We start from the raw sequence: 25,682 nt of genomic DNA, 5'->3' as shown, positions 1-25,682 counted from the left end.
TTTATTTTTGCTGCCGATTCTTCTCTGACAGCGGTTTTGAGTGTGCCCGTAGTTGCCTAGGGCTGGAATTTCTGATAAGTTGGGGTGTTATTAAAAATTAATATTCCCATTTTTGAGTGTCATGTTTGGGAAAAATCTTTCCTTAAGAATGAGGTTGTAGGGTCTGATGCTACGCGCGGGAATTGTCGGCCTACCGAATGTGGGCAAATCAACGCTGTTTAATGCCCTTGTGGCCAATGCTAAGGCCGAGGCGGCCAATTTTCCGTTTTGTACGATTGAACCCAATGTCGGTGTGGTGGCCGTCCCCGATGAACGGCTGGAGGTATTGGCAAAAATTTCCCAATCAGCGCAGATCGTGCCGACGCGGGTGGAGTTTGTGGATATTGCGGGTTTGGTGAAGGGAGCCAGTAAAGGGGAAGGATTGGGCAACCAGTTCTTGGCAAATATTCGCGAGGTGGATGCCATTGTGCACGTGGTGCGCTGCTTTGAAGATGAGGATATTGTCCACGTGGCAGGTCGCGTCAATCCTGTCGAGGATATTGCGGTCATTAACTTAGAGTTGGCACTGGCGGATTTAGCGCAAATCGAAAAGCGTATTGAACGTACCCGTAAGGCAGCGCGATCGCAAAAAGAGGCACAGATTGAACTCACGGCTCTTGAAAAGCTCCTTAGCGTGCTCAATGAGGGGCAGCCGGCTCGTCTGTGTCAACTGACGGAGGACGAAGAAGCCGCCATTCGCTTTCTGGGATTGCTCACCCGTAAGCCCGTGATCTATGCCGCTAATGTGGCTGAGCAGGATTTGGCCACTGGCAATGAATGGACAAGGGCGGTTCAGGAGATTGCCCAGCGGGAGGGGGCGGAGGTGGTGATTGTCTCGGCTCAGGTGGAGGCTGAACTTGTGGATTTGCCCGAGGGCGATCGCGCCGAGTATCTCGCCAGTCTTGGCGTCAGTGAAGGGGGCTTGCGATCGCTGATTCGCTCAACCTACAAGTTGCTGGGTCTGCAAACCTTTTTTACTACAGGGCCTAAGGAAACTCGAGCGTGGACGATTCCCGCCGGTGCCAAAGCCCCCCAAGCCGCAGGCGTTATTCACAGTGACTTTGAGCGGGGTTTTATTCGCGCTGAGACGGTGAGCTACACAGACCTAGTGGCCTGCCAGTCCATGACGGTGGCTAAGGAAAAAGGCCTAGTCCGCAGTGAAGGCAAAGACTACGTTGTGCAGGAGGGGGATGTGATGCTCTTCCGCTTCAACGTTTAGTGGCTCCCCCCGATTTATGACAATTTATAACAACGTTCCGACAATGGGGTAAACCAAGGGGGGCACAATTAAGGCCATCGCCACCCCCACCGCTGCGATCGCGCTGAGAAGAACCGCACCAGCGGCACAATCTTTGGCAATGCGGGCAAGCTCGTGATATTCCTTGCCAACGGTGAGATCCACCACCGCTTCAAGAGCCGTATTCAGCAGCTCTAGCCCCATGACAATCCCAATCGTGAGCAAAATCACTGCCACCTCAACGGGGGGAAGTTTTAGCAAACCACTGAGGGCGATCGCGCTAAGACCAACTGCGGTGTGAATCCGAAAATTGCGCTGAGTCTGAAAGGTATAGACCACCCCCGCCCATGCATAACGGAAACTATTCAGTAAAGAGGGCGCCACACGGTAGGAGCGCTGTCGCAGTATGGTTATCCCTGATGTTTTCTCAGCGTAGGTGGCAAGAACTTTTTGTGTCATAACGTTACCCATCACACCAAACATTGGTCTTTAAGTGTTGACGCTGGATTCCATACGCCTTAAAAAGTTTTTCAAAAAATTTGGCTGTTAACGCCTCCCATTTAAGCACATCCTTTGGGATTTCGTTCCTATGGATTATCGGGAGAATAGGGAGGGGTAAGACCCACTGCCCTAAGACACTCAGCCTGCTGAGCCAGCATCCGTGCCAATTGCGTCTCATCGGGATGATCCCAGCCCAAAAGATGGAGTAGGCCATGGCAAGCCAGCCAAGTCACTTCTATGGATAGAGAATACCCCCTTTCCCTGGCTTGCTTTCGGGCAGTGTCGCCAGAAATAATGATGTCGCCAAGGTATTCAGGTTCCTCTAGGGGCAGCGGCAGAGCGTCATCGCGGGTGGCAAAGGCGAGTACATCCGTAGGGGTGTCGCGATCGCGATACTGATGATTAAGTACCTGAATTTCAGCATCCGTCGTCAAACGCAGTGTTACCTCATAGGCCTTACCTTGGTTTGGTTCAACCATGGCAATCCACGTGCGAAACCACACTTGCCAAGGAAGGGCGGCTATCTCATCGCTCAGGGAAGGATCGTGAAGTTCTAGATAGACGGTAACCGTCATTTGTTTTTGCTGTGTTCTCACTAGCGGGTGAGGTAGGACAAGCCCACCAACAACGCCAACAGACCGATACTCGTGAGGGCAAAATGGATCAGAGATTTGCCCCCCTTGCGCACCATGTTCCGCATGGCCAATTTGACATAACTGGGCTGCTCGACAGGGGAGGACGTGGGTTCTGGGGACTCGCTCATGGGATTTCACTGCTATTGGCAATCTTCATGAATTTTAACAAAGGGTGCTTGACTTCAGTAGCGCGATCGCGGGCGATGATTGGCCACTGATTGCACGAGCCCCAAACCAATATAGGTTGCCAAAAGGGCAGAACGGCCATAGCTGAGGAAAGGCAAGGGAATGCCCGTCACAGGAAATAGGTTCATGGTCATGCCGATATTGACCACCGCTTGGAACATCAACATGGCAAAAAGACCGATCGCCAGCAGCGAGCCGAAATCATTGCGGGCACTATTGGCAATTTGCAATAGCCGCAGGCCAATCAACCAAAACAGTCCCAAAACCAGCAGCCCCCCCAAAAAGCCTAATTCCTCACCGATGACGGAAAAAATAAAGTCCGTGTGCTGCTCAGGGATAAACCCCAACTGTGTCTGTGTTCCGTGAAACAGACCTCGCCCCCACAGTCCACCGGCACCAATGGCAATGCGGGACTGAATCAGGTGATAGCCCGCCCCCAAGGGGTCCTTATCGGGATCTAAAAACATTAACAGGCGATCCTTTTGATAGTCCTTCAGCACACTCCACAGCAACTGTCCTAGACCGGCACCCGAAAGGTTCAAAACAATGCCGCCGATCGCCCCAATCCACCCCAAGGGCAGGTTTTGCCATGCCACAACCCCCATCCCTAATGTCCACAAAAACCACAGCACCAAATTCAGTTCATAGGGCAGGGGTAGGGCAAAGAGAATCGCCGCCACCAAAGGGGAGAGCATGAGCACAATCCAGCCCAAACGGGCATTGGCCCAATAGAGCATGCCCAAGGTGATGGCGCCAAAAACAAGGGAGGTCCCCAGATCAGGTTCCGATAAGATCAACCCTAGGGGCAAGACCGTTACCGCAAACACCCGTAGAATGCCGCTGAGGCCATTGGCAGGCACCCGCTGGAGTAGGGCAGCTTGGGTGAGGATGATCGAGATTTTAGCAAATTCTGAAGGCTGGAGGTTAAAGCCCGCAATGGGCAGCCAACTTTGGGCACCGTTAGCTTCAACACCAAATAAGCTTACAGCTAGTAGGAGGGCACAACTGATACCATAGACCCACCAATGGACTGAGATAAAGACCGATGTCGGCACCCGTGCCAGTAGGAAAAGCAAAATCGTCCCCACGCTCGCGATCGCCAGATGTTGGAAGCCATCCTTTTCGCCAATGTGCAGCTCGGCACTGTGAATGGCCACTGCCCCCAACAGCGTAATCAGCCATACGGCAATTAAAAGGAGCCAATCCATCCCCCGCCAAGGGTGGAGCCAAGCAGACCAGCGGCGTTGCCATAGCCGAGTTGTCCAAAACATCGCCCAATATCCTTCGTTCGCACTAGGCTGGAACAGTGGTGGTTTGATCAAGATTCCCATTCTAGCTTGAGTGGATCCATGCTTCGGTGGCGACAGGGTTGGTCAAGGCTTTTGTGGTCAATTTCGGGGCGGCTGCTGCTGGTGATGCTGCTGATTTCCCTATTACCGATGGGGATGGTGGTGCTCTACAACCAAACTGAAAGCGCTGAAATGATGAAGCGTTGGGAAATTGATGCCCTGCAACTGCTGGCGATCAGCAAAGCCCGTTCCCTTGATCAGCTGTTTCAGGATGCCCTCAATGATGCTCTCTTGGTAGCCAATGACAGTGACGTACAGTATTTCCTGAGGCGTGGGAGCCATAGTGCCATCGAGCAAGCGACGATGAATAACTTCCTCGAAGATGTCAAGAACCTGAACCCAGCCTATTATCAGGTGATTCTCCTCAACCGTGATGGCCAAGCGATCGCAGGGACACGGCGTACCCGTCTGGGGCTAGACTACAAGAACACCCCCCTCTGGCAGCAGTCGGCAACAGCAGACTACTTCATTTCTCGGGTCAAAATCAATAGCGCGATCACTGAGCGACCCCTGTTTGTTGTCTTCCAAACGATTATTGATAGCAATAATGAACGATTGGGAGCAGTTCTACTACCTCTACAAGCGACCGCAGTCAAAGACATCGTGACCTACCTAGTGCCCGATATTCACGGTGAATCTTTTCTCATTGATGATCACGGTCTGATTCTGAGCACCACAAATCCTTACCTGAATTTGCATAGCATTGAACCACTCCCCCCCGAGATTCGCGACCAATATTTTCTCTTGACATCACCTCAACCCATTCCCACAGTGGCAGATCGCAGCTACACCTTGCGCAATGTCTTTCTCAAGGCCAAATCAAAAGAGGTCGGTGCTCTCCTCGCCAGTCGTTCTTCCGGAGGCGATGCCGATTATATCTATGCCTATGCGCCCCTGACCCGTCATCAGGGCGTTGTTGTGGTCAGTGTACGGTTGAGCGAGTTTCTAGCGCCCTTAGAGCGGTTGGCGACCCAAGGTTTCTTCAGTCTTTTCTTTGTTGGTGTTGGGGTCATTCTCATTTCCCTGATTGTGGCTCGTTCGATTACTAAGCCGATTCGTGCCCTTGTCAGTGCTGCCCACGCCCTCAAGCATGACCAGTTTAACGAGTTTAATCCCAGAGTTCTCAGGCACTATGCTCAAGGGAGTGATGACATGGCAGAACTTGCCCAAGTCTTTTTGGACATGGCACAGGCGGTAGAGCAGCGCCAAGATCAACTGAAGGAGGAACTGAGTGAACTAAAAATCGAAATTGACCAAGAAAAGCGAAAGAAATCCGTTGCCGAAATTACCAGCACCGACTACTTTCAAGAACTGCGCCAACGGGCACAACAACTGCGTCAACGTGCCCATACCCAATCTCCCACTCCTGCCACACATCCACAGATAGGGCATACTGAGGGTGAAGCACGCAAAGATGAGCCACCCCTGCCAACATGAGCTTTCCTGCGCCGACTTTGGCTGAATTGCCCTTCCATCCCTACATTGATGATGCAGGCCGGGTAGCACCGGATCTTAAGGGGGCGATCGGTCTCTATGCCATTTTTGATGCCACTGGCAGCGTGCAATACATTGGCTATTCGCGGGATATGCGACTGAGTTTGCTGCAACACCTTGTGCGTTGTCCCCAGCAGTGTCGTGGCTATAAGGCGATCGCCATCGAACGTCCCGATCGCCCGTGGCTAGAAGCGGTAAAACAACAGTGGCTAGCGGAATTGGGGACCGTCCCCCTCGGCAATGATCGCGATCGCCCCCAGTGGGAAAATGCCATTGATGTCAGGGAGCAAATGACCGAGGCCGAACGCACTGCATGGGCAAGTGCCGATCCATTGACGCAACCGAAACTGCTGAAACAGGTGGCGCGGCGGGTTGAAGCAGCAATTCTGGAACAGCTAAAGCAGCGATCGCTACAGGAGCCGCTGGTCTTTAACGCCAAACTAAAGGAAAGTGGACGGCTGGACCTCAAATGATGACTTCTCCCCCCCTGACCTCTAGCCAAATCTGGCAAATCAATCAACTCCTGCGCCAAGCGGGGCAGCGGGCACGGCAACTGGCACAGCAACCCTTTGAGGTCATTGAAAAGGGACGCCAAGACTTCGCCACCAGTATTGATCGCTTCTTGGATCGGCTGCTAAGTCAAAAATTTCGCGCTTGGTTTCCTGAGGATGGCATCATCAGCGAAGAAAATGCTGACTCCCAAGCAGTCTTTCAAGAACCGAAAAGCCGCTACTGGCTGATCGATCCCCTTGATGGCACGGATGATCTGATTCACCATCGCCAAGGTTACGCCCTCATGGTGGGCCTGCTGGCGCACTACAGTCCAGTGGCGGGTTGGATCTATGCTCCCAATCTGGATCACCTCTACTATGGCGGTAAAGATTGGGGACTCTTTCAGATGAGCAGTGGTGGTCCCCCTGTCCCCCTATTACCGGTTTGCCCGCCCTCTCCTAGTGAAGACCATTGCCCGATCATGATTGGCTATCGCGACTACCGCACCTACGGCGATGCAATTCATCGGGTGTTGCCCCAAGTGGAATTTCGCTTTCTGGGCAGTTTTGGCCTCAAGGTGATTGAAGTGATTTTGGGACGGGCGGGACTCTACCTCTACTTAAATCAGCGGGTGAAGCTCTGGGACACCACCGCCCCCTTGGCTTTAGCAACGGCAGCAGGTTTGGTGTGCACCGACTTGCAGGGAAATCCCTTGCGCTTTGATGCTACGGGGTTACAGGGACAGACCCTTGCCCATCAGCAACCAATTCTCATTGGCTGGCCAGAGTATATCGCTGCCTTGCGATCGCCCTTGGTGGAGGCGATTACCGCCGTTCAACTGTCCCTTGGCTCTACCTAGCATCTCTGAGAAATAGGCTATCGTGGGGCTAGAGTCTGCTTGGAGGCATCCCGATGGGGCGCTGGCACAGTTGGTCATTGGTAGGAATGGCGATCGCCACCGTCCATATTGCTCAGCCTTTTCCGGCTCAAGGGGTGAGCGTTACAGAAGTTGCCCGCATTGCCAAAAATATCACTGTGCTCATTGAAGGTACCAACAGCCATGGCTCAGGTATCCTATTGCAGCGCAAGGGCAGTACCTACGTTATCCTCACCGCCTACCATGTGGTTGAAAAGGCCGGCCAGTACACGGTGAAAACGGTTGATGGTCAGCGCTATGCCATGCAACCCAACTCCATTCGTCGCTTGCCCGGTGTTGATCTGGCCACGCTGGAAATTGAAAGCAACCGCGATTACACCCTTGCCACACTGGGAAACTCCGTAGAGGCAGTGGAGGGCATGCCCGTTTTTGTGGCTGGTTTTCCTGCTCAGGAGGCCTCGGTTCTGGGGGGCATTTACCAATTTACCGAGGGGCGGTTGACGGCCAATGCCTCGCGTCCGATTCAAGATGGCTATGCCTTGGTCTATAGCAATCCCACCTTGCCGGGGATGAGTGGCGGCCCTGTCCTCGATGAAAATGGCCGTTTAATTGGGGTTCATGGCAGTGCCGATATTGCTTCTACCCTTGTGCAGGAGGGCAGTGGCTCCAGTACTGTCTTTGTGAAACGCGGCTTTAATCTCGGCATTCCCATCAATACCTACTTGAGTTTGACCACACCGTCGCGGGAAACCACGGCTCTGCCTGCCCCGACCCCCCTGAAGGCAGCGGACTATTTCCTCGCCGCTGAGGAGCACTTCCAACGCAAGAATTTTGCCGCCGCCATTGACAACTATAGCCAGGCGATCGCCCTTAATCCTAACTACAGTGAAGCCTATCTGGGGCGGGCCGTGGCGCAAATGTTTGCCCTTGTGCCTCACCAAGACTTTAATCAGCTCGGTGAAGAACTGGGAACCAAGTACCTGAGTCGTCTGACCCAAGGCAACCCTATTCTCAAGGATGCCTTTCCCCCCCACCCGCCCACCCCCATGCTGGATACGTTTGTCCGCAATATGGCTGAACGCCCCGGCACGATTCAGCAGGACATTGCCAAGGCGATCGCCCTCAATCCCCAGTACACCGAAGCCTATGGCATCCGTAGCTTTTTGAATTTGCTCCTCGGCAACTTTGGTACTGCCGTTGCGGATAGCGATCGCGCCCTTGCCCTCAGTCCCAACAACAGCGATCTACAGATGATTCAATCCTTGGCGTTGTTTCTCAGTGGCGATTTTCGCCGCAGTATCCCCGTGTTTGATCGTCTCATTGCCGCCAATCCCAAGAGCACCGACTATCATTTGCTGCGGGGAATTGCGGCTTTTCTCATGGGAGACTATGCCCTCAGTCGCCCCAGTTGGACAGCCTTGACGCAACTTACCCCCAAAGATCCCATCCCCTTTGCGGTGCGGGGTGTAACGTATCTCCTTGAACAGAACCCCAAAGCGAGCCTACCGGATCTGCGCCAAGCCGCTGAACTCTATCGCCAACAGGGGAAGATGCAGTCCTACAACGAAATGATGGAGGCAATTCGTCAGATTGAGAACCGCTAGCGTTGCCACTGCTGCAAGAGCCAACGACCGAAACGAATCAGGTGTTCTTCAATCCAGAGAAACAGGCGATCGCACCACAGCAGGAGGCGTTCAAACCAGTGGAGTTCATAGCCAATCAGGGCAGCATCCACATCAAGAATTAACTGCTCTGGATTTGGAGGGACACTGGTGGCCGCAGTTTCCGAGGGTGGCGAATGGGCTAGGGAATCAGAGCGACTGCCTAGGCTAAGAAGGGTCTCCACGGGAGAAAAGACTGGCAAAGGATCCGTAGCCGCCAATAGCGGTGAATTTACGGCTGCCACCACTGGAGGTTGGAATCCCCCTAGCCAATAGGAGAGTTGACTCAGCCAGTCTGGGAAGGGCAGCTTGAAGGGGTTGAGATGACGTTGAATCCAAGCCAGAACTTGCGCCTGTTGGGCAGGGGTGAGGGTATAAAGAATCTCGTTATCGCTGCCGATGAGCACCATCTGCTGGGTTTCTAGAAGGGTGGCAATCCCCTGCACCCGCACTTGGGACAGCGTATTTTTGCGGCCGAAGGGAAGGCGCGATCGCAACCAATGGAAGACAGCGGCTAGGGGAGACACTGGGGGTAGGACTAAATCCCCTTCACTAGCACCTGTTAACTGAAGTTGCCTTAGAAAATTGCCCACCAAACAGGACGGTGGGTTAGAGCCTGCTTTGAGCGATCGCTGCTGCCAACCCCAGAGCCAGTGATGCCGTCGCCGATACCACTGCCGAAGGTGCTGATAGTACACTGCCAAGGCATAGGCAATGCGTTGCTCAATTTGCCGCTGTTCTGTGGCGGTGAAGATTTTCAAGGGACGGGCAGCCTCATCCACAAGCAATAGGGATTTTGCGGCACGATCGCAGGCAAGGTAAAAGGGCTGCCGCTGTGCCAAAGGTGCATCCTGTGGTGGTAACGTCTTGGACTGGGGTTGAAACCAGCGTTGCACACTAGCAATCCAGCGCTGCCACCAAGGAAGTGGACGGGCAATGGGGGCGATCGCCACCACCCAAGAGTCATCCTCCCCTTTCGTCAGGGAGAGGGCAGACATCACGGTTAGCAGTGCTTCATCGGCAGAGGGTGCCGCTGTGGGTTGCGCTAGGAGGCGTTGACGCATTCGAGAGACGCTGCCCATGAGTTGGGGGAGTCCCCGCTGCCAAACCTGTGCCAGAATGGCGCCAATCACCTGCAGCGTGCCACTGAGGCTGCTTTCAATTTGCCATAGTTGGCGTTGCCAGTGTTGCTGCCAACGGTGCCATTGCTGTTGCCAAAAGCTCAAGAAGCGACTCTGATAGGAAACTGCCATCGCAGCTTTGGGGGTAGAGGAATATAAAACTAGATTAGCGTTCTGAGGTGCTCAATAGGCACCTAGTATTGATCCCGTTTACCCCGCAACCGTGTAAAGGTTTGGAGGGGGGTGGTTGCCCCCACTGCTGCTTGAATGGTGTTGACTTCACAGCGTAAAAAAGGATTCGTTGCCTTTTCAACGCCAATCGTACTGGGAATCGTGCTTTTTCCTTGGGCGCGATCGCGACAGACTTGAGCATAGCGCTCTTGCAGGGCAGGATTATTGGCATCCACTGTCAGGGCAAAGCTGAGGTTCTTTTGGGTATATTCGTGGGCGCACCAGACCCGCGTTTGCTCCGGCAATTGCCGCAGTTGATTCAAAGACTCCAACATCTGTGCCGGTGTCCCCTCAAAAAGACGACCACAGCCACCGCCAAAGAGGGTATCACCGCAAAACAGATCGCCCGTTGCTGGCTCATAGTAGGCAATGTGACCGCGGGTATGGCCGGGAACAAACAGCACCTCAAAAGCATGTTCGCCAAAGGGCACGCGATCGCCGGCACTAAGAAAAACCGTTTGCTCTGGAATGCGGCCTTGATCTTCGCGGCTGCCATAGACTTCGATATTGGGGAAGCGCGATCGCAGGGCACGATTGGCCCCCACATGATCCCAGTGGTGGTGGGTATTGAAGATTGCCGTCAGTGTTGCTCCCAATTCCGCTAATTTGGCAAGAACAGGTTCTGGCTCTGCCGGATCCACCACTGCCGCTGTCGCCGTTTGCCGATCATGGAGCAAAAAAATGTAGTTATCTGTAAGGGCATTGAGGCGATAAATCATCATGGCCGTTGTTCCTGTACCCAGCGTCGCCAATTTTTCTCTGCCTCTACCTCATCCATTTTGGCCTCTGCCAAGAAGCGATAAAGGCATTCCTTGGGCACCCATGGAAACAAAGGGGAGCGATCGCACCCCTGATAGCATCCGTCCCACAACTGGAAAATTTGCCATTCCCGACCATTGTACCGCCATAGCTCCGGTACCCCCAAGGCCGCATACAGCTGGTTTTTATCGATATCGGTATGGGTCATGTCCACCTCAATCACTAAATCAGGCGGTGGATCAATGCTCAGATCAATGCTGCGGCCAGCCACCTGTGGTTGATGGTGGATGTAATAGGCATTATCTGGTTCTGCTCCTCGCTTCAGATCCGGTCGCCACAGGGCTGTTGAGCGCAGCGATCGCAGCCGCAGTCCTGTTTCCACTACCAGAATGCGCAAAAATAGACCCATTAGCTCACTGGCAAACTCATGCTCTTCGAGGGGCATCGTAATTTCAAGGATTCCGCGATCAAATATCAAGTGGGCAGCACGGGTTTGCGGCAGGGCATTAAGAATCTCTTGGTACTGCTGCCAAGTGAGGCCGTGGAGCGTGACACGCTGTTCGCCCGTAGTTGTGGTTAGGGTTTTCATGGCAAATCCCCTATGACTTTGGTATCAGCTTCCCACCTGTGGCACACAAATCAATCAGTTCACAGCCTTCGCACTGGGGTTGGCGCGCTTGGCAAACGGCGCGGCCATGGTAAATCAAGCGAATTGACCAGTTTTCCCAATCGGGCTGGGGAATCAGGCGCATTAAGTCCCGCTCAATTTTCACGGGATCCGTTTCTTGGGTCAGCCCCAGCCGCCGGCTCAGCCGCTTCACATGGGTATCCACCGTCACTCCCCCCAAAATGCCGTAGCCATGGGCAAGAACCACATTGGCTGTTTTGCGAGCTACCCCCGGCAGTGAAAGCAAATCTTCCATCACCTTGGGCACTTGACCCCCATAGACTTCGACAATGCGGCGGCAGGCGCCTTGGATATGGCGGGCTTTGTTGCGATAAAAACCAGTGGACTTGATGTACTGTTCTAGCTCAGCCAAATCAGCCATGGCAAAGTCCTCGGCATCGCGATAGCGAGCAAACAGCGCCGGTGTGACTTGATTCACCCGCTCATCCGTGCATTGGGCAGAGAGAATTGTGGCTACCAGCAGTTGCAGCGGATTGGCAAAGTTGAGGCTACAGGTGGCATCCGGATAGAGGCGTTTGAGGCGGGTGAGAATTTCCAAGGCCCGTTGTTGCTTGGCGGAGAGGCGACGGGTAATAGCCATAGGTAGACTTAAAAGAGTTGCTGCACCCAGCCCAAGCCCGTGAGGTTCACGGTGTCCCGCACGATGAGGAACATCCCCAGTCCAAGGAGCAACACCAGCCCCGTTTGCATGACGCCCTCTTGAATGCGATTGGGTAAGGGACGACCCCGCAGCGCTTCCACCAGTAAAAAGAGCAGTTGACCGCCGTCAAGGGCTGGAAAGGGCAGAATATTAATAATTGCAAGGTTAATACTGATCAAGGCGGTAAAGGTAAAGAGCTGTTCAGCATTGGAGCGGGCAATATCCGCGCCCATCGCTACGATCGCCACCGGTCCAGAGACCTGTTGAGCCGCTTGATCAAAATGCTGGAAAAGTTCGCGAAACCCCTCTAGGGTCAGCACAATCACCCGCTGAAACTCCGCCGCGGCCGCCGTGACTAATTTAATCGGGTTTAAGGTGTGTTCACGGTGAATGTCGGCATGGGGGGCTAATTGAACGCCAATCCGGGCTTGACCATCCTCACTCACTTCTGGCGTGACGGTAATCTCTTGGATGTGCCCTTGACGTTGAATCGTCAGTGTCAGGGGTTGCTGCGGATGCTGCTGAATGGCTCGCATCAGGTTTGGTAAGCTATTGGCATCGGCACCCAAGGGTTGGCCATCCACCGCTAACACCAAGTCCCCCGGCTGAATGCCCGCTTTGGTGGCCACAAGGCTACTTTCCGGGACAAGGGCGGGAATGAGGACACCCTCATAGTAGGTGGCCTGACTAATCCCCATGACACCCACTTGCACCAGCAGTAGCAAATAGGCAAAGACCAAGTTGGCAATCACCCCCGCGCTGATGACAATGGCGCGATCCAAAATCGGCCGGTTGCTCAGGAGATTGGGATCGTTGGCGGGAACGCTGCTATTGGGGTCATCGTCTGGGAATCCCACATAGCCCCCTAGGGGAATCAGGCGCAGGGCATACTCGGTATTCTTGCCTTGAAACTTCCAGAGGATGGGGCCAAAGCCGATGGAAAAGCGGTTGACATGAATGCCTTGGCTGCGGGCAGCGATAAAGTGCCCCCACTCATGGACAAAAATCAAGATTCCTAGGATGGCGATCGCCACCACGACTGCAACCATGGACATAGATTCAACCCAGTGCTACGCTGCGAATTGTTAACTCCCTTTTATTGTGACACCGAACTTCCCCTTGGATCGGTGATCTCGCCACAGCCCCTTGCATCATTTCTCAAACTTGTGCGATATATTGCAAAAATGCAACAAAGTGGGATGATAAGTAATTATTCTTAGTGGACGCTCCTGAGAGAGACCCATACAAACGTGCTATTTGAGACCTCAACGTTAAAGGGAATTTTCTACAATGTCTTTATTTGATTGGTTTGCAAATCGCCGTAAAGAAACCGCCTTGACCCCCATGCAGCCAGAGCGGGAGATCGCTGATGGTCTCTGGACAAAGTGCGAAGCCTGTGGCGTCATGATCTACAGCAAGGATCTGCATAGCCATCAACTGGTGTGCCCAGAGTGCGGCCATCACCATCGCGTCAGCAGTAGTGAGCGTATCCAACAACTGATTGACCCCCACACATGGCGCCCCCTCGATGAAAATTTGGTCAGTTGTGACCCCTTACAATTCAAGGATCGCAAGCCCTATAGCGATCGCCTGCGGGAATATCAAGAGAAAACCGGTCTCAAGGATGCCGTGCAAACCGGCCTCGGCCAACTCGAGGGTCTGCCAGTTGCCTTGGGGGTGATGGACTTTGCCTTCATGGGCGGTAGCATGGGCAGCGTGGTCGGCGAGAAAATCACGCGCCTGATTGAACGGGCCACTTGGGAGCAGATTCCCCTTGTGATTGTCTGTGCCTCTGGCGGTGCCCGCATGCAAGAAGGGATGCTCAGCTTGGTGCAAATGGCGAAAACGGCTGCTGCTCTCGAACGGCATCGCAGTGCAGGTCTGCTTTATATCCCCGTCTTGACCCATCCCACTGCTGGGGGCGTGACGGCTAGCTTTGCCATGTTAGGGGATATTATCATTGCCGAGCCAAAAGCAACGATCGCCTTTGCGGGGCGGCGGGTTATTGAGCAAACCCTGCGGGAAAAACTTCCCGATGACTTCCAAACCGCCGAATTTGTCCAGAAATGCGGCTTTGTGGATGTGATTGTGCCGCGGACTCACCTGAAGTCAACTTTGGCACAGTTAATTCGGTTACATCAACCGGTGACGCGTCATGTTTCCTCGACCCTGCTGCCCAAATCATTTCCTGTGATGGCAATGGCTGAGGAATAACAGCAGCAACCCCCAGATCAAGGGTTGTCCTAGGGCGATCGCTATACAATAGGGGATACCGCTCCCACACCGCAAGGGGTGGTCGTCACTGTGCTGTCTTTGCTGGCTCACCTGCTCTAATGCCTACCGCTCAAACTGATCAAAACCTCAAACTTTGGTGGGGCGTTCTCTATCCTGCCTATACCGATCACCCCATTTTGGCTGTCTCCAACCGTAACTCTGAGGGCACTGTGTTTGAGCAGGACACCAATCCTCCCAATGCCGCTGTCTTTTTTGACCCACAGCACCGCTACCAACGCTGGGATCACCGTTACGCCTGTGATTTGCCCCAACTGGTGCAGGATCTACAGCCTGAGAAACCGACGCTCTTAGAAGCCCTCCGCGAAACGGCTCAGGATTGGGCACAGGGGTTAAACATTCTCGACCCCAGTGTGGTCATTCCCCATTTGCAAGCTCAATACCCTGACCTCAGTGCGGTGGCGATCGCCTACCTTGCCTTGCACCTTGTCTATCCCGAAACCATTCCAGCCATTCACGATGCGTGGCTAGATACCGTTTCCACAAGCAACTTACCGGCCAACTACTGCCACGGCATTATTCTCGACTACAATCACACAGCGCGCCCTCTGCAAGATGTCTGGCAAGACGACAACATTTCCGATGAGCAAATTTTCCAGTACCTAGAGGACATGATTGAGCTGTGGAAGACTCTAGAACCGTGGCACTGCCATTATTCCTTGCTCACAGTTAGGAATTTAGCCGTCAACCCTGACGATCAATTGCGGCTGCATCAACTGGACTTCACCTTTCCCTTAGTGAAAACCTTTGAGCGACCCACGCCACCCCCCAGCCTCGTTACTGTTTGGGAAGAGTTATTTCGCCATGCCTCTAGTCGTCGTCAAGCCGTTTTTATGCCGCTCTTGGTCTCCTTGAGCACGGCTCCTCTGGAGAAAATCTCAGAAATTCAGATGTTGCTCGACTCTCTCGCCTCCACCCTGCGCAGTGAACCCCTGCCAGACTTTGAGGAGGAGACAGGTGAAAGTACGGGTGACTTGATTAATGAACTGCCAGACATCACCCTCTCATCAGAATCACCAGAAGAGGACCATACCGCTATTGAGGATGCACCCACTGCCCTCTTACCGCGGCAACTGGTTCAAGTGGATGTTGCTGCCCAGACAGACACCGGGCGCGATCGCCACCACAACGAGGATTTTTACCTGATTGATCATCGGCAGCAAGTGCGTCTCACCCCCCAGGGGCAGCAGTTGGATGTTCAGGGACTATACGTGCTCTGTGACGGCATGGGGGGGCATGCAGAAGGTGAAATTGCCAGTTCCCTTGCCACTAAAACTGTTCATGAATACTTCGAGCAGACTTGGCCGTGGCAGGGAGAACTGCCGAGTGCGGAGGAAGTACGCAACGCTATTTACCGTGCCAATGAAGTCATTTTTGCCACTAATGATCAAAAAGGGAAAACCGGCAGTGGTCGCATGGGGACCACGCTTGTCATGGCTCTACTGCATAACTACCACCTACGCCTTGGCCATGTCGGTGATAGTCGCATTTACCGCTTCACCAAACGCCAAGGACTGCAACAACTCACCATTGATCACGAAGTCGGTCAACGCCTGATTCAACAAGGGGTAGAGCCTGAAATTGCCTACGGTCGTCCCGATGCCTATCAACTCACCCAAGCCCTTGGCCCCCGCAGCAATGAAGCCATTGCCCCTGAGGTTATAGACTTGGACATCGAAGAAGACACCCTGATTCTGCTTTGCTCCGATGGCCTTTCCGATAACCGCTGCCTCGAAACCCACATTATTAGCCATTTGCTGCCAATGCTGGATTTTAGTCTCCCCCTCAATCAGTCGCTTCATAAACTCATTGATATTGGAAATCAAGTCAATGGCCACGATAACTTGACGGCGATCGCCCTCCGCTTCAAATTGCGCTCTGTTCTTAACGCCCTATTTTAGACAGTATCTCCAGCAGACACTTTACCAAGTGGTACATTGCCTTGATCGCACTTAAAATAGTCCCTGAGGATAAAACTATCCTCATTAGCAAGTTTTTTACATAACGTCATATGAATTCTCGATGCTTAACAAAAGTGTTGCCCTACAGCTGGGTGATCCTGACTAGCTTGACCTCTTTTCTTGGTACACCCGCCCTTGCTGAAATTACCCCCGCTCCCAATGCCACTGGCACCACCGTAGAAACCGTCAACCATCAGTTCAACATTGGTGGCGGACAACGTTCTGCCGATGGCCAAAACCTCTTTCACCTGTTTCGTGATTTCAATGTCCAGCAGGGGCAAACCGCCAACTTTCTTTCTACCCCGCAAATTCGCAACATTCTTGCTGGCGTCAATGGTGGCAGTGCTAGTTATATCAACGGCGTGCTGCAAGTTACAGGCGGAAACAGTCATCTCTACCTCCTGAATCCTGCAGGTATTGTTTTTGGTCCGAATGCGCAGTTGAATCTACCAGCGGCATTCCATGCCTCGACAGCCCAGCGCGTTCACTTTGGCAATGGCCTCTTTGATCTCAATGGTTCAAACACCTACAGCCAACTCAATGGCTCCCCGATTGGCTTTGAATTTGCCAATAGAGGCATCCTAATTAATGAAGGCAATCTTAGGGTCAATGCTGGTCAATCCCTGACCCTGATGGCGCATCAGGTGATCAATACAGGTACCCTTGGCGCAGCAGGGGGCACGGTCAATGTTGTGGCGGTACCTGAATCAGGTCTGGTGCGCATTTCCCAAGAGGGCATGCTCCTCAGTCTAGAGATTCCCAAAGAGCGATTACCCGCCGCAGGCATTATTCAGCCAATTGATCTCCCGACGTTACTCACAGGGGGTAATGGCTATCCTGCCGTCAATAGCGTGATTCAAAATCCAGATGGCACGATTCATTTGGTTCACGACAGTACCAAGATTCCCCTAACCACAAATACAGCAGTCATTGGCGGCACGATTGATGTGAGTCATACCACCGGCGCCGGGGGTAAAATCACTATTGCTGGCCAAGGCAGTAATATTGCTCTGATTAATGCCCAACTGAATGCTGCGGGTAATACAGGGGGCGGCACAATTCTCATTGGTGGTGACTATTTAGGGGGAACAACAGGAACTGGCCGGCTAGGCAGTAGCTTCAATGCGCAAAACCTTTTTGTTAATGCCGGTACTCTTTTGAATGCTGATGCCACCCATCAGGGTAACGGGGGCACAATTATCAATTGGGCAGAGCACAACACACGTTTCTATGGCCAGATCAGTAGCCGTGGCGGTGCGCTTGGGGGAGATGGCGGCTTTGTCGAAGTTTCTGGCAAACAGTTTCTAGATTTTCAAGGCACAGTCGATACCACTGCCCTAAATGGTAACACAGGAACATTATTACTTGATCCGACAAACATATACATCACTGACAGCATGTATGATGTCAACATTACTTCCTCTTCGCCCTTTAAAGCACTATCAAACTCTTATCCAATTTCTGTGTTAACTATAGGAACGCTGTTATCAGCACTCAATTCCACAGACGTTGTCATAACAACAGACAGTACGGCGCTAACTACTGGGAATATCTATGTAGAAACCTCAATTTCCAGCAGCTCGACAAACTCACTCACGCTACAGGCTGATAATGATATCATCATCGGCTACCCCATCTCGCTTCAGGGGAGCTTGGTATTACAAGCAGAGGGAGTGATTCAAAATCAATCATCCTTCAATAATCCAATTAATATCAGTGCAGCAAACATTAGTGCCAATGCTCCCATACAAACTAATGGCGCCAATATCACCCTCCAAGCTAGTGGCAATATATTCCTTCCTTCTAGTGGCAATGTTCTCAGTACATCAGGTGGAAGTATTAATCTACAGAGTAGTGGGGGTACGATTTCCCTTGGAGGTTTAGTTAATGCATCTGCAGGCAGCATTCAATTCAGTGGTAACACAGCTCTACTGAACTCAACGAGCTTTTCAGGGAAAAATATTACATTCAATGGCAATATCAACGGCAATCATTCTTTGAATATTGACTCAACAGGTCAAACCGTAGTTTTAGGAACAATCAACACTGCAAGTCTAAGCATCAATGCTCTTGGTGATATTCAGCTGAACAATGTCACCACTAGTTCAGATATTAGTCTAGACTCTGTACTTAATATTACTGCTGGTAATTTGCAAGTAACTCAAAGTAGTGGTACTATCGGCGTAGTTGCTTTTAATGACATCACTCTCGGCAACCTAATCAGTGCAGGCGGAGCGATCGCAGTCTTTTCAAGAAGCGGGGGTATTTCAACTGGCAATATCAACAGCAACGGTGGTTTTGTTTATCTTGATTCCATAACTGACATAACAACTGGCAATATTACGACTCACGGCGGTGATTTGGCTGCTGTTGCCTACAGGGGTGCTTTAACAATAGGTAATATCAATACAGCTGGCAGTGGTGGCAATGTTACACTGTTTGCGCCTACGATTACGACGGGTGATATCTTCACCAACGGTGGTAACTTCTTAGCTTGGACTGGTGATTTCCCTATTCCAACCTCTAGAGGTACGATTGATCCAATTCCGGATGATGATGATGATTTAACACTGCCTGATCTATTCACTAACCTCCAGACAATACCCAGCGGCAACTTAACGCTGGGCCATTTGACGACTGGTGGTGGGGATGTCAACCTAAGGGGCGGCAATCTAGTTTTCAACTGGATTAATGCTGGGGCGGGCAGTGTTGATATTTATGCGCAAAATTCACTGCGTGGCTTGGGTACGTTTGTTTCCAATGGTGTACCTACCACGATATGGGGTGACTCAGTGAATATCTTTATCAACAATGCTACTCCATTTTTAGTGGGCAATTCCGAAAAGAATGGAACTGCAGGGGCAATTCAAGCCGAGGGATCGATTATTCCTGTACCCACAACACTTTTAGGTCTTGTGGAGGTCGGAAATATTCGTTTTGAAAATACAGGTAAAAATCTTGCCGATAGGAGCTTCGTTCCTTCTGAAAAAATCAATCCTCTCTTAGAACCCCCTACACCAGCCATCTCCGATCCCCTTAAAGTACCTACCGCTCCCCCTGAAATTCTCTTGACTAGAGATATCGAGACTGCCCTAGCTAGCAATAACATTGAGGGTGCGCTGGCGTTACTCGATCTACGGGGCTGTCAAGAAGTCAGCAGTTACCTACAACGTACTTGTGATAGGCAAGATTTCTCCCTTGAGGATTTACAGGCAGCCCTCAATGAAATTGCCAAGCAAACAGGTAAAAAGCCAGCGGTCATTTATACCCTAGCCCGGCCTGACCAATTTGATCTCATCTTGGTTACCCCAGAGGGGAAGCCGCTTTATACACCCCTACAGAACGTGGGACGTGAACAGTTATTGAAAACAGTGGATACTTTGACTAACAGGGTGCGTGATCCACGCCTGATCAATACCCGTACTTATCTACCGGCGGCACAACAGCTTTACCAATGGTTGATTGCCCCCTTGCGTGCTAACTTGAATGCCCAGGGCATTGATACACTGGTCTTTGTTCTAGACAGTGGTATGCGTAGCCTTCCCTTGGCAGCGCTCCATGATGGTCAAAACTTTCTTGTAGAGCAATTTAGTACGGCGCTGGTTCCCAGTATAAGGCTCATAGATATTCGCTACCGCAGTATTCAACGGGAACCCATCTTAGCAATGGGGGCATCGGAATTCCCAGATCAGTCCCCCTTGCCGATGGCGACCCTAGAGGTGGCGCAGATTGTTAAAAACCTAGGAGGAGGCCAAGCCTTTCTCAATGAGGCCTTTACAATTGCTAATTTTAGACAACAGCGCCGTCAAGGAATCTATCCTGTGATCCATTTGGCCACTCACGCTGAGTTTCAACCGGGGGCTGCAGAAAATTCCTACATTGCTTTTAGGGATGGGCGATTGAATCTTTTGCAGTTCCAAGGCTTACAGCTTAACCGTCCCCAAGCAGAATTGTTGACCCTCAGTGCCTGCCGCACGGCGGTTGGAGATTTGGATGCAGAACTGGGGTTTGCAGGTCTGGCGGTACAGGCGGGGGCGAAGTCGGTGCTGGCCAGTTTGTGGTATGTCAGCGATGAGGGGACGTTGGCGCTGATGACTACTTTCTACGATTTGTTAAATACGGTACCCATTAAGGCCGAGGCGCTACGGCAAGCGCAGCTAGCAATGCTGGGCGGCAATATTCGCATCCAAGACAATGAACTGCAAACAATTCGTGGCCGCATTCCGTTACCCCCAGAAGTTAACCAAGGGGCTGGTCGTCGTTCCCTCGATCATCCCTACTACTGGGCTGCCTTTACCATGGTAGGGGTTCCATGGTAGGGATAAACTAACGCTCGAGACGGGCAGTAGCAAAAATCTCTTCCAAAATCTCTGAGGCTCCCTGTTCCCGCAGCTTCAAAGCAAGGCGCGTCCCTAGTTCTTCTGCACTGGCAGGCTCCCCTGTAAGACTGTCTTTGACAAGGCGCTGGCCATCGAGACTGGCGACCAATCCTGTGAGGGTGAGTTGACCATTTTCAATCACCGTATGCACCCCAATGGGCACTTGACAGCCCCCTTCCAATTGCCGCAGGAAGGCTCGCTCTGCTAAGCAACGGGCTGCTGTTTCTGGATGTTCAAGGGTCTTGACCAAGGCTAAAATGTCGGGATCGTCGGCGCGGCATTCAATGCCCAAGGCACCCTGACCGACAGCATAGAGGGACACTGTTGCGGGTAAGACTTGGCTAATGCGATCGCCAAAGCCCAAACGCCGCAGGCCAGCTACCGCCAAAATCAAGGCATCGTATTCCCCAGCATCTAATTTGGCCAAGCGAGTATTTAGATTGCCCCGCACATCCTTAAACGTGAGATGGGGGTAGTGGTGGCGCAACTGTGCCAAGCGACGCAGTGACGAAGTACCAATGACCGTGCCTTCAGGTAGGGTATCAATGGTGTGTCCTGTCCATTTTGCACCTAAAACAAGGGCATCTGCTGGGTCTTCCCGCTCAGTAATCGCGCCTAAAACTAAACCAGCGGGCAACTTGGTGGGTAAGTCCTTGAGGGAGTGAACGGCCAAATCGGTCTCACCCCGCAGCATTGAAAGTTCTAGCTCTTTGGTAAAGAGGCCTTTATCGCCAATTTTGGCAAGGGCGACATCAAGGATATTGTCTCCTTGGGTGGTCATGGTCACCACCTCAAAGGCGCGATCGCGATGATGGGCTTGTAACTGCGCCTGTACCCATTCCGTTTGCACAAGCGCCAGTTGACTTTTGCGGGAACCAATGCGAACCGGGCGGGAGGAGGTGGCAATCATAGGGTTGAGTGTGCAGCGGACAGCATCCAGCCATTATAGGTTGCGGGGATCCCAAGGGGCAAGATCAGGCATTTTCGGGGTGAGTACAAGCAGCAATAATCGCTGCCGCGCCACCAGAGACCACTTGAATGGGGACCCCTAGCGCTTCCTCTACAGTGGCTAAAGACACATCATCGAGAAAAACGGGTTCATCGTGCTTGAGCATCAGACTGGGCAGAAGCAGGCGATCGCCCAAGGGTTTGCCCTTCAGGTGATAGATCAAATCATGGCCGGTTAATAGCCCTGTCACGGACATCTGCTGTCCCCAATAGTCGCTAGCAAGGGCATAGAGATCAAGGCGCAGGTTCTCAATTTGGTTAAGGCGAGCCACCAAGGGTGCAAAGGCCTGTTCCACGGTATTACCCACCACCCAACTCAGATGACGCGGCTGCGGTAAGCGTTGGGGAAGCTGTTGGGCGTGAAGCTCAAACTCTTCTAAAAACAGGCGAATCGTTCCCACACCATTACTGAGTTGCGGATAGTCCTGATAGTGGGCGGCGGGGGGTAAGGGCGATCCGGCAATCAAGAACCATTCATCTGCTAGCCAAGCAAAGGGGGTTTGCCACTGCTGTTCAAACCGCTGTTGGAGTGCCTGTACCCGTTGAATCACCGCTTGGGCGTGATCAGGGGTGACGGGAATCAGTTCATCCTCAGCAGGGCGAAAGCGAGTCAGCCCCACCGGCACCACTGCCACTGAAAGCACGGTTGGCCATTCAGGATCATAGAACTGGGCTAAATCCCGCAGTGTTTGCTCGAGGCACTCGCCGTCATTAATCCCCGGACAGACAACCACTTGGGCATGGAGTTGCAGCCGTTGCTCTTGAAACCAGCGCATCTGTTGCAGAATTTCCCCCGCCCGTGGATTTTTCAGTAGGCGTTGGCGAACACTGGCTACTGTGGCATGGACAGAGACATAGAGGGGGGAAAGGCGCAAGCGGGCAATGCGCTGCCATTCTGAGGGAAGCAGGTTCGTCAGGGTAATGTAGCTGCCGTAGAGGAAACTGAGGCGGTAGTCGTCATCTTTGGCGTAGAGGCTTTCCCGTTTGCCGGGGGGCTGCTGATCAATAAAACAAAAGGGGCAGCGATTGTTGCACTGCATCAACCCATCGAAGAGGGCGGTGGTAAACTCCAGTCCTAAATCTTGATCAATGTCTTTTTCAATTTCGAGAACATAGGTTTGGCCGTCTTTCCCTAGCACTTCTAGGGTGAGGTATTCCTCGGCACAGAGAAACCGATAATCAATCAAATCGCGGGGGCGATCGCCATTAATGGCCACCAACGCATCACCGGGTTCAAATCCCAACTCAGCGGCAATGGAGCCGGGTTCCACAGCAGCCACAACAGCCGGGCGAAGGGCGCGATCGCTCATGGTTGATTGTTGAAAAGAGGGGGGACAGTCAGCAAAACTTCTTTATCTTGTACTGTACCTTAGGCAGCACAGCCGCTTCCAACTCTCAGGATTCTCAAAGCAACCATAGGGTTGATATAGTGGTGTTCTACATATTTCTAAAAAATGTTAACGAGGACGATGATGGGGTCATTGGGGATTAGCTTTACCGTTGGTGCAGGTAACTTTGTCCCCTTTTATGGGGTATTGCTGCTGGGTCTTGTGGCGGCCGTGAGCATTGGCCTCATTGCATGGTACAACTCGAAGCGTCCCCCCGGTTGGGAAAATGCCGATCGCCCCAGTTTTATTCCCAAGTTGAATCTCGAAGAGTCTGAGTCCAATCCCACCCCTGATGAGACAACAGATTCGTGAAGCTCTTTCGGATTCTTTTACGGGCAGCTTGGCCGACGATTGTTGCGGCAGCGATCGCTGGACTTCTCAACGGTGGCAGTACGGCTGCGCTCATTGCCCTGATGAATGCCGCCCTGCAGAAAACCCCTGCCCTCCAGCGCCTCTTACCTTGGGGATTTATTCTCCTCGGCACCCTCCTACTGCTGACCCACTTTAGCTCCCAAGTGCTCCTGGTGCGGGCTGCCCAACAGGCGGTTTATGAAATGCGCCTCCTCCTCAGCCGCCAGATTCTCGCTTCACCCCTACGCCAGTTAGAAGCCATTGGCAATCCGCAACTCCTTGCGACGCTGACAGAGGACGTGGATGCCGTCTCCCGTTCCTTTTCTGTCCTGCCCAATCTTTTTAATGCCATTGCCATTGTTATTGGCTGCCTGATTTACATGGGTTGGTTGTCGCCGCCCCTCTTTTTTGCCCTTGTGGGCTTGATTGTCATTGGTACTGGCAGCTACTTGTTTCTAGCGGGCAGAGCACGCAAATTCCTAGAGCGGGCACGGCAGCAACAGGATCACCTCTTTCAACACTTTCGGACACTCACCGAGGGCAACAAAGAACTCAAGCTCAATCGGCAACGGCGGCTGGCCTTCTTTTATCGGGAATTGGAACCCACGGCTCAGAAAACATGGCAGCAAAACGAGCTAGGGTACATGGTGTTTGCCATTGCTGCCAGTTGGGGGCAGTTGCTGCTCTTTGTTACCATTGGCTTCTTTCTCTTTACGCTGCCCCATTTGCTGGGAGCCACACCCACAGTTCTCTCAGGGTATGTTCTGACGATCATTTACCTCATGCTGCCGATGCAGCAGCTGATTGATGCGATTCCTGTCTTTAGCCGTGCTAGGGTTGCCCTGAAAAAAGTGGAATCTTTGCAACTCAGCCTTGGAGATCCGCACCAAAACCTCAACGATACAGGCGAACTCCCTCCCCTTGGCTGGAAAACCCTCTCTCTGCGGCAGATCTGTCATCAGTACCGCAGTGGCCACGAGGATGAACCCGCAACCTTTACCCTCGGCCCTTTGAGTTTAACCGTGCAGGCTGGGGAACTCCTTTTTATTGTCGGTGGCAATGGCAGCGGTAAATCCACCCTAGCAAAAATTATTACCGGCCTGTACATTCCCGATCAGGGAGAAATTTGGGTAGATGATCACTGTTTGCAGCCTGAGGACTACGAATGGTATCGCCAACACTTTGCCACCGTTTTTAGTGACTTTTATCTTTTTGAGTCACTGTTGGGCATTGAGTCCCCCGAACGCCTTGCAGAAGTGCCAAGTTACCTCGAAAAATTGCGCTTGAGCCACAAAGTTCGCCTAGAAGGTAACCGCTTCTCTACGACATCTCTTTCCCAAGGGGAGCGCAAGCGTTTGGGGTTGTTGATGGCCTATCTCGACGATCGCCCCGCCTACCTCTTTGATGAATGGGCAGCGGATCAAGATCCTGTGTTTCGGGAGATTTTCTACCGCCAACTCCTACCCGAGCTAAAGGCTCAGGGCAAAACGGTATTTGTGATTAGCCATGACGATCGCTACTTTGACGTGGCCGATCGCCTGATTAAACTGGACTATGGCCAACTCGTGACCTAGGTAAACTGCTGACTGAGCATCAAGGGGTTATGCACCGTGATTTTCTTTTTGTGAATTGAGATCATTTTTTGATCCCGAAGTTCCCCGAGAAGGCGAGTTACGGTTACCCGTGTCGAACCAATGGCCTCGGCGATCGCCTGATGGGAAAGCTTCAAATCCACAGTGACTCCCGCACTCGTGGGAATCCCAAAATCACGGCAAAGAATCAGCAAAAAGCTCACCAAGCGGGATCCCATATCGCGGTGGGCAAGGGTCTCGATCATCATCTCCGTTTGCAGGATCCGCGATGACAGCCCCTGAATCATAAACATCGGCAAATCGGGATCCTCGTGCATCGCCTTTTCCACCTGTTCGATGGGAACGGCCAATAGCTCCACATTCGTAAACGCCACCGCATGGTAAAAGCGATCGGAGCGGGTGCCCGTAATCAGGGACAGCACCCCAAATACGGTATTTTCCCGCAGCAGTGCCACCGTAATTTCCTCGCCCGCTTCATACACCCGTGAGAGCTTCACTGCCCCCTTGAGGAGAAAATAGACCTTTTCCGCTGGATCTCCCGGAAAGAAAATGGTTTTGCCGCGTTCGTAAGTTTCAGTGGTGGATGGAAACAGGCCACTGGCCATGTGGCGAAAGACGGGTGCTAAGGGTTGATCTTTATTCATGAGTCGTGTGTCAATCCAAGGTGGTTTAACTGGTGGTGTGGCGATCGCATAGGGTGCTGTCGGCATTGATATCCCCCCAACAATGCAACTCTCTCAACGCCAGCGAATCTTGCTCTGGGTGAAGAGTTCAGCATTGACAGATTAGTAAAACCAATTC

At 52.4% G+C, this 25,682-nt stretch carries 22 protein-coding genes; 10 read left to right on the top strand and 12 right to left on the bottom strand.

Annotated features, from left to right (window positions below; translation table 11 throughout):
- The first annotated feature begins 166 nt into the window (after positions 1–166).
- Positions 167–1,258, top strand: coding sequence for a redox-regulated ATPase YchF (gene ychF / locus RHH53_RS10005; protein ID WP_206200034.1), 1,092 nt, complete (start codon positions 167–169; stop codon positions 1,256–1,258).
- A 24-nt stretch (positions 1,259–1,282) separates the two neighbouring features.
- Here ychF and RHH53_RS10000 read toward each other — a convergent pair whose 3' ends face one another.
- The 4 genes from RHH53_RS10000 to rodA all read right to left on the bottom strand — a co-directional run bounded on the left by RHH53_RS10000 (position 1,283) and on the right by rodA (position 3,869).
- Positions 1,283–1,735 carry a diacylglycerol kinase family protein gene (locus tag RHH53_RS10000; RefSeq protein ID WP_206200033.1) on the bottom strand — a complete coding sequence of 151 codons (453 nt, stop codon included), beginning with the start codon at positions 1,733–1,735 and terminating at the stop codon, positions 1,283–1,285.
- 128 nt (positions 1,736–1,863) lie between these two features.
- Complete coding sequence (gene ybeY, locus RHH53_RS09995) at positions 1,864–2,352, bottom strand: rRNA maturation RNase YbeY (RefSeq protein WP_310743741.1); 489 nt, start codon at positions 2,350–2,352, stop codon at positions 1,864–1,866.
- Between the two features lie 20 nt (positions 2,353–2,372).
- Positions 2,373–2,540, bottom strand: coding sequence for a DUF3285 domain-containing protein (locus RHH53_RS09990; protein ID WP_302677708.1), 168 nt, complete (start codon positions 2,538–2,540; stop codon positions 2,373–2,375).
- Positions 2,541–2,594: 54 nt separating this feature from the next.
- Positions 2,595–3,869 (bottom strand): rod shape-determining protein RodA, encoded by a 1,275-nt coding sequence (gene rodA, locus RHH53_RS09985; protein ID WP_302677709.1) that lies wholly within the window; start codon positions 3,867–3,869, stop codon positions 2,595–2,597.
- A 78-nt stretch (positions 3,870–3,947) separates the two neighbouring features.
- Between rodA and RHH53_RS09980 the strand changes: the two genes are divergently transcribed.
- The 4 genes from RHH53_RS09980 to RHH53_RS09965 are packed head-to-tail and all read left to right on the top strand — an operon-like array spanning position 3,948 to position 8,414.
- Positions 3,948–5,384 (top strand): cache domain-containing protein, encoded by a 1,437-nt coding sequence (locus RHH53_RS09980; protein WP_206200029.1) that lies wholly within the window; start codon positions 3,948–3,950, stop codon positions 5,382–5,384.
- Positions 5,381–5,914 carry a GIY-YIG nuclease family protein gene (locus RHH53_RS09975; RefSeq protein WP_302680002.1) on the top strand — a complete coding sequence of 178 codons (534 nt, stop codon included), beginning with the start codon at positions 5,381–5,383 and terminating at the stop codon, positions 5,912–5,914. Before RHH53_RS09980 ends, RHH53_RS09975 begins: the two co-directional genes overlap by 4 nt.
- Positions 5,911–6,792 carry a 3'(2'),5'-bisphosphate nucleotidase CysQ gene (locus tag RHH53_RS09970; protein WP_225901558.1) on the top strand — a complete coding sequence of 294 codons (882 nt, stop codon included), beginning with the start codon at positions 5,911–5,913 and terminating at the stop codon, positions 6,790–6,792. Before RHH53_RS09975 ends, RHH53_RS09970 begins: the two co-directional genes overlap by 4 nt.
- 53 nt (positions 6,793–6,845) lie before the next feature.
- Positions 6,846–8,414 carry a serine protease gene (locus tag RHH53_RS09965; RefSeq protein WP_302677713.1) on the top strand — a complete coding sequence of 523 codons (1,569 nt, stop codon included), beginning with the start codon at positions 6,846–6,848 and terminating at the stop codon, positions 8,412–8,414.
- Here RHH53_RS09965 and RHH53_RS09960 read toward each other — a convergent pair.
- From RHH53_RS09960 to rseP, 5 genes are all read right to left on the bottom strand, one after another.
- On the bottom strand, positions 8,411–9,724 hold the full coding sequence (locus tag RHH53_RS09960) for a hypothetical protein (protein ID WP_310743740.1): 1,314 nt from the start codon (positions 9,722–9,724) through the stop codon (positions 8,411–8,413). The two genes, RHH53_RS09965 and RHH53_RS09960, sit on opposite strands and share 4 nt — an antisense overlap.
- Positions 9,725–9,786: 62 nt before the next feature.
- Complete coding sequence (gloB, locus tag RHH53_RS09955) at positions 9,787–10,545, bottom strand: hydroxyacylglutathione hydrolase (RefSeq protein ID WP_310438216.1); 759 nt, start codon at positions 10,543–10,545, stop codon at positions 9,787–9,789.
- Positions 10,542–11,171, bottom strand: coding sequence for a Uma2 family endonuclease (locus RHH53_RS09950; protein WP_206200024.1), 630 nt, complete (start codon positions 11,169–11,171; stop codon positions 10,542–10,544). The genes gloB and RHH53_RS09950 overlap by 4 nt, the downstream gene beginning before the upstream one ends.
- A gap of 10 nt (positions 11,172–11,181) precedes the next feature.
- Complete coding sequence (gene nth / locus RHH53_RS09945) at positions 11,182–11,850, bottom strand: endonuclease III (RefSeq protein ID WP_206200023.1); 669 nt, start codon at positions 11,848–11,850, stop codon at positions 11,182–11,184.
- An 8-nt stretch (positions 11,851–11,858) separates the two neighbouring features.
- Positions 11,859–12,965, bottom strand: coding sequence for an RIP metalloprotease RseP (gene rseP, locus RHH53_RS09940; protein ID WP_206200022.1), 1,107 nt, complete (start codon positions 12,963–12,965; stop codon positions 11,859–11,861).
- A gap of 235 nt (positions 12,966–13,200) precedes the next feature.
- Between rseP and accD the strand changes: the two genes are divergently transcribed.
- The 3 genes from accD to RHH53_RS09925 all read left to right on the top strand — a co-directional run bounded on the left by accD (position 13,201) and on the right by RHH53_RS09925 (position 20,482).
- On the top strand, positions 13,201–14,124 hold the full coding sequence (accD, locus tag RHH53_RS09935; RefSeq protein WP_206200021.1) for an acetyl-CoA carboxylase, carboxyltransferase subunit beta: 924 nt from the start codon (positions 13,201–13,203) through the stop codon (positions 14,122–14,124).
- Positions 14,125–14,243: 119 nt separating this feature from the next.
- Positions 14,244–16,103 (top strand): serine/threonine phosphatase, encoded by a 1,860-nt coding sequence (locus RHH53_RS09930; RefSeq protein WP_206200020.1) that lies wholly within the window; start codon positions 14,244–14,246, stop codon positions 16,101–16,103.
- 167 nt (positions 16,104–16,270) lie between these two features.
- Positions 16,271–20,482: a CHAT domain-containing protein gene (locus RHH53_RS09925; RefSeq protein ID WP_310743739.1), complete on the top strand. Its 4,212-nt coding sequence runs from the start codon at positions 16,271–16,273 to the stop codon at positions 20,480–20,482.
- A 7-nt stretch (positions 20,483–20,489) separates the two neighbouring features.
- Here the strand turns inward: RHH53_RS09925 and hemC are convergent, their stop codons facing one another.
- Both hemC and RHH53_RS09915 read right to left on the bottom strand, forming a co-directional pair.
- Positions 20,490–21,452 carry a hydroxymethylbilane synthase gene (gene hemC / locus RHH53_RS09920; RefSeq protein WP_302678193.1) on the bottom strand — a complete coding sequence of 321 codons (963 nt, stop codon included), beginning with the start codon at positions 21,450–21,452 and terminating at the stop codon, positions 20,490–20,492.
- A gap of 64 nt (positions 21,453–21,516) precedes the next feature.
- On the bottom strand, positions 21,517–22,860 hold the full coding sequence (locus RHH53_RS09915) for a TIGR03279 family radical SAM protein (protein WP_302678192.1): 1,344 nt from the start codon (positions 22,858–22,860) through the stop codon (positions 21,517–21,519).
- A 159-nt stretch (positions 22,861–23,019) separates the two neighbouring features.
- Between RHH53_RS09915 and psb35 the strand changes: the two genes are divergently transcribed.
- The gene (gene psb35, locus RHH53_RS09910) at positions 23,020–23,250 is read left to right on the top strand and encodes a photosystem II assembly protein Psb35 (RefSeq protein ID WP_315862966.1); all 231 of its coding nucleotides are present in this window, start codon (positions 23,020–23,022) and stop codon (positions 23,248–23,250) included.
- Entirely contained in the window at positions 23,247–24,863 is a 1,617-nt protein-coding gene (locus tag RHH53_RS09905) for a cyclic peptide export ABC transporter (RefSeq protein WP_310743738.1), read from the top strand. Before psb35 ends, RHH53_RS09905 begins: the two co-directional genes overlap by 4 nt.
- On the opposite strand, the gene ntcA is transcribed toward RHH53_RS09905, so the two are convergent.
- The gene (ntcA, locus tag RHH53_RS09900) at positions 24,860–25,525 is read right to left on the bottom strand and encodes a global nitrogen regulator NtcA (RefSeq protein WP_190278317.1); all 666 of its coding nucleotides are present in this window, start codon (positions 25,523–25,525) and stop codon (positions 24,860–24,862) included. The two genes, RHH53_RS09905 and ntcA, sit on opposite strands and share 4 nt — an antisense overlap.
- Positions 25,526–25,682 lie beyond the last annotated feature (157 nt).

The organism is Thermosynechococcus sp. PKX82 (assembly GCF_031583255.1).
In the GTDB taxonomy this organism is placed as follows: Bacteria; Cyanobacteriota; Cyanobacteriia; order Thermosynechococcales; family Thermosynechococcaceae; genus Thermosynechococcus.
Note: the sequence above shows the minus strand (reverse complement) of the source record. Positions and strands in the feature narration are given on the sequence as shown.

What these genes read in the sequence shown, in the direction of transcription:
- ychF (WP_206200034.1), top strand. Translation starts at nt 167, where the DNA reads ATGCTACGCGCGGGAATTGTCGGCCTACCGAATGTGGGCAAATCAACG.
- RHH53_RS10000 (WP_206200033.1), bottom strand. Translation starts at nt 1,735, where the DNA reads ATGACACAAAAAGTTCTTGCCACCTACGCTGAGAAAACATCAGGGATA.
- ybeY (WP_310743741.1), bottom strand. Translation starts at nt 2,352, where the DNA reads ATGACGGTTACCGTCTATCTAGAACTTCACGATCCTTCCCTGAGCGAT.
- RHH53_RS09990 (WP_302677708.1), bottom strand. Translation starts at nt 2,540, where the DNA reads ATGAGCGAGTCCCCAGAACCCACGTCCTCCCCTGTCGAGCAGCCCAGT.
- rodA (WP_302677709.1), bottom strand. Translation starts at nt 3,869, where the DNA reads ATGTTTTGGACAACTCGGCTATGGCAACGCCGCTGGTCTGCTTGGCTC.
- RHH53_RS09980 (WP_206200029.1), top strand. Translation starts at nt 3,948, where the DNA reads ATGCTTCGGTGGCGACAGGGTTGGTCAAGGCTTTTGTGGTCAATTTCG.
- RHH53_RS09975 (WP_302680002.1), top strand. Translation starts at nt 5,381, where the DNA reads ATGAGCTTTCCTGCGCCGACTTTGGCTGAATTGCCCTTCCATCCCTAC.
- RHH53_RS09970 (WP_225901558.1), top strand. Translation starts at nt 5,911, where the DNA reads ATGATGACTTCTCCCCCCCTGACCTCTAGCCAAATCTGGCAAATCAAT.
- RHH53_RS09965 (WP_302677713.1), top strand. Translation starts at nt 6,846, where the DNA reads ATGGGGCGCTGGCACAGTTGGTCATTGGTAGGAATGGCGATCGCCACC.
- RHH53_RS09960 (WP_310743740.1), bottom strand. Translation starts at nt 9,724, where the DNA reads ATGGCAGTTTCCTATCAGAGTCGCTTCTTGAGCTTTTGGCAACAGCAA.
- gloB (WP_310438216.1), bottom strand. Translation starts at nt 10,545, where the DNA reads ATGATGATTTATCGCCTCAATGCCCTTACAGATAACTACATTTTTTTG.
- RHH53_RS09950 (WP_206200024.1), bottom strand. Translation starts at nt 11,171, where the DNA reads ATGAAAACCCTAACCACAACTACGGGCGAACAGCGTGTCACGCTCCAC.
- nth (WP_206200023.1), bottom strand. Translation starts at nt 11,850, where the DNA reads ATGGCTATTACCCGTCGCCTCTCCGCCAAGCAACAACGGGCCTTGGAA.
- rseP (WP_206200022.1), bottom strand. Translation starts at nt 12,965, where the DNA reads ATGTCCATGGTTGCAGTCGTGGTGGCGATCGCCATCCTAGGAATCTTG.
- accD (WP_206200021.1), top strand. Translation starts at nt 13,201, where the DNA reads ATGTCTTTATTTGATTGGTTTGCAAATCGCCGTAAAGAAACCGCCTTG.
- RHH53_RS09930 (WP_206200020.1), top strand. Translation starts at nt 14,244, where the DNA reads ATGCCTACCGCTCAAACTGATCAAAACCTCAAACTTTGGTGGGGCGTT.
- hemC (WP_302678193.1), bottom strand. Translation starts at nt 21,452, where the DNA reads ATGATTGCCACCTCCTCCCGCCCGGTTCGCATTGGTTCCCGCAAAAGT.
- RHH53_RS09915 (WP_302678192.1), bottom strand. Translation starts at nt 22,860, where the DNA reads ATGAGCGATCGCGCCCTTCGCCCGGCTGTTGTGGCTGCTGTGGAACCC.
- psb35 (WP_315862966.1), top strand. Translation starts at nt 23,020, where the DNA reads ATGATGGGGTCATTGGGGATTAGCTTTACCGTTGGTGCAGGTAACTTT.
- ntcA (WP_190278317.1), bottom strand. Translation starts at nt 25,525, where the DNA reads ATGAATAAAGATCAACCCTTAGCACCCGTCTTTCGCCACATGGCCAGT.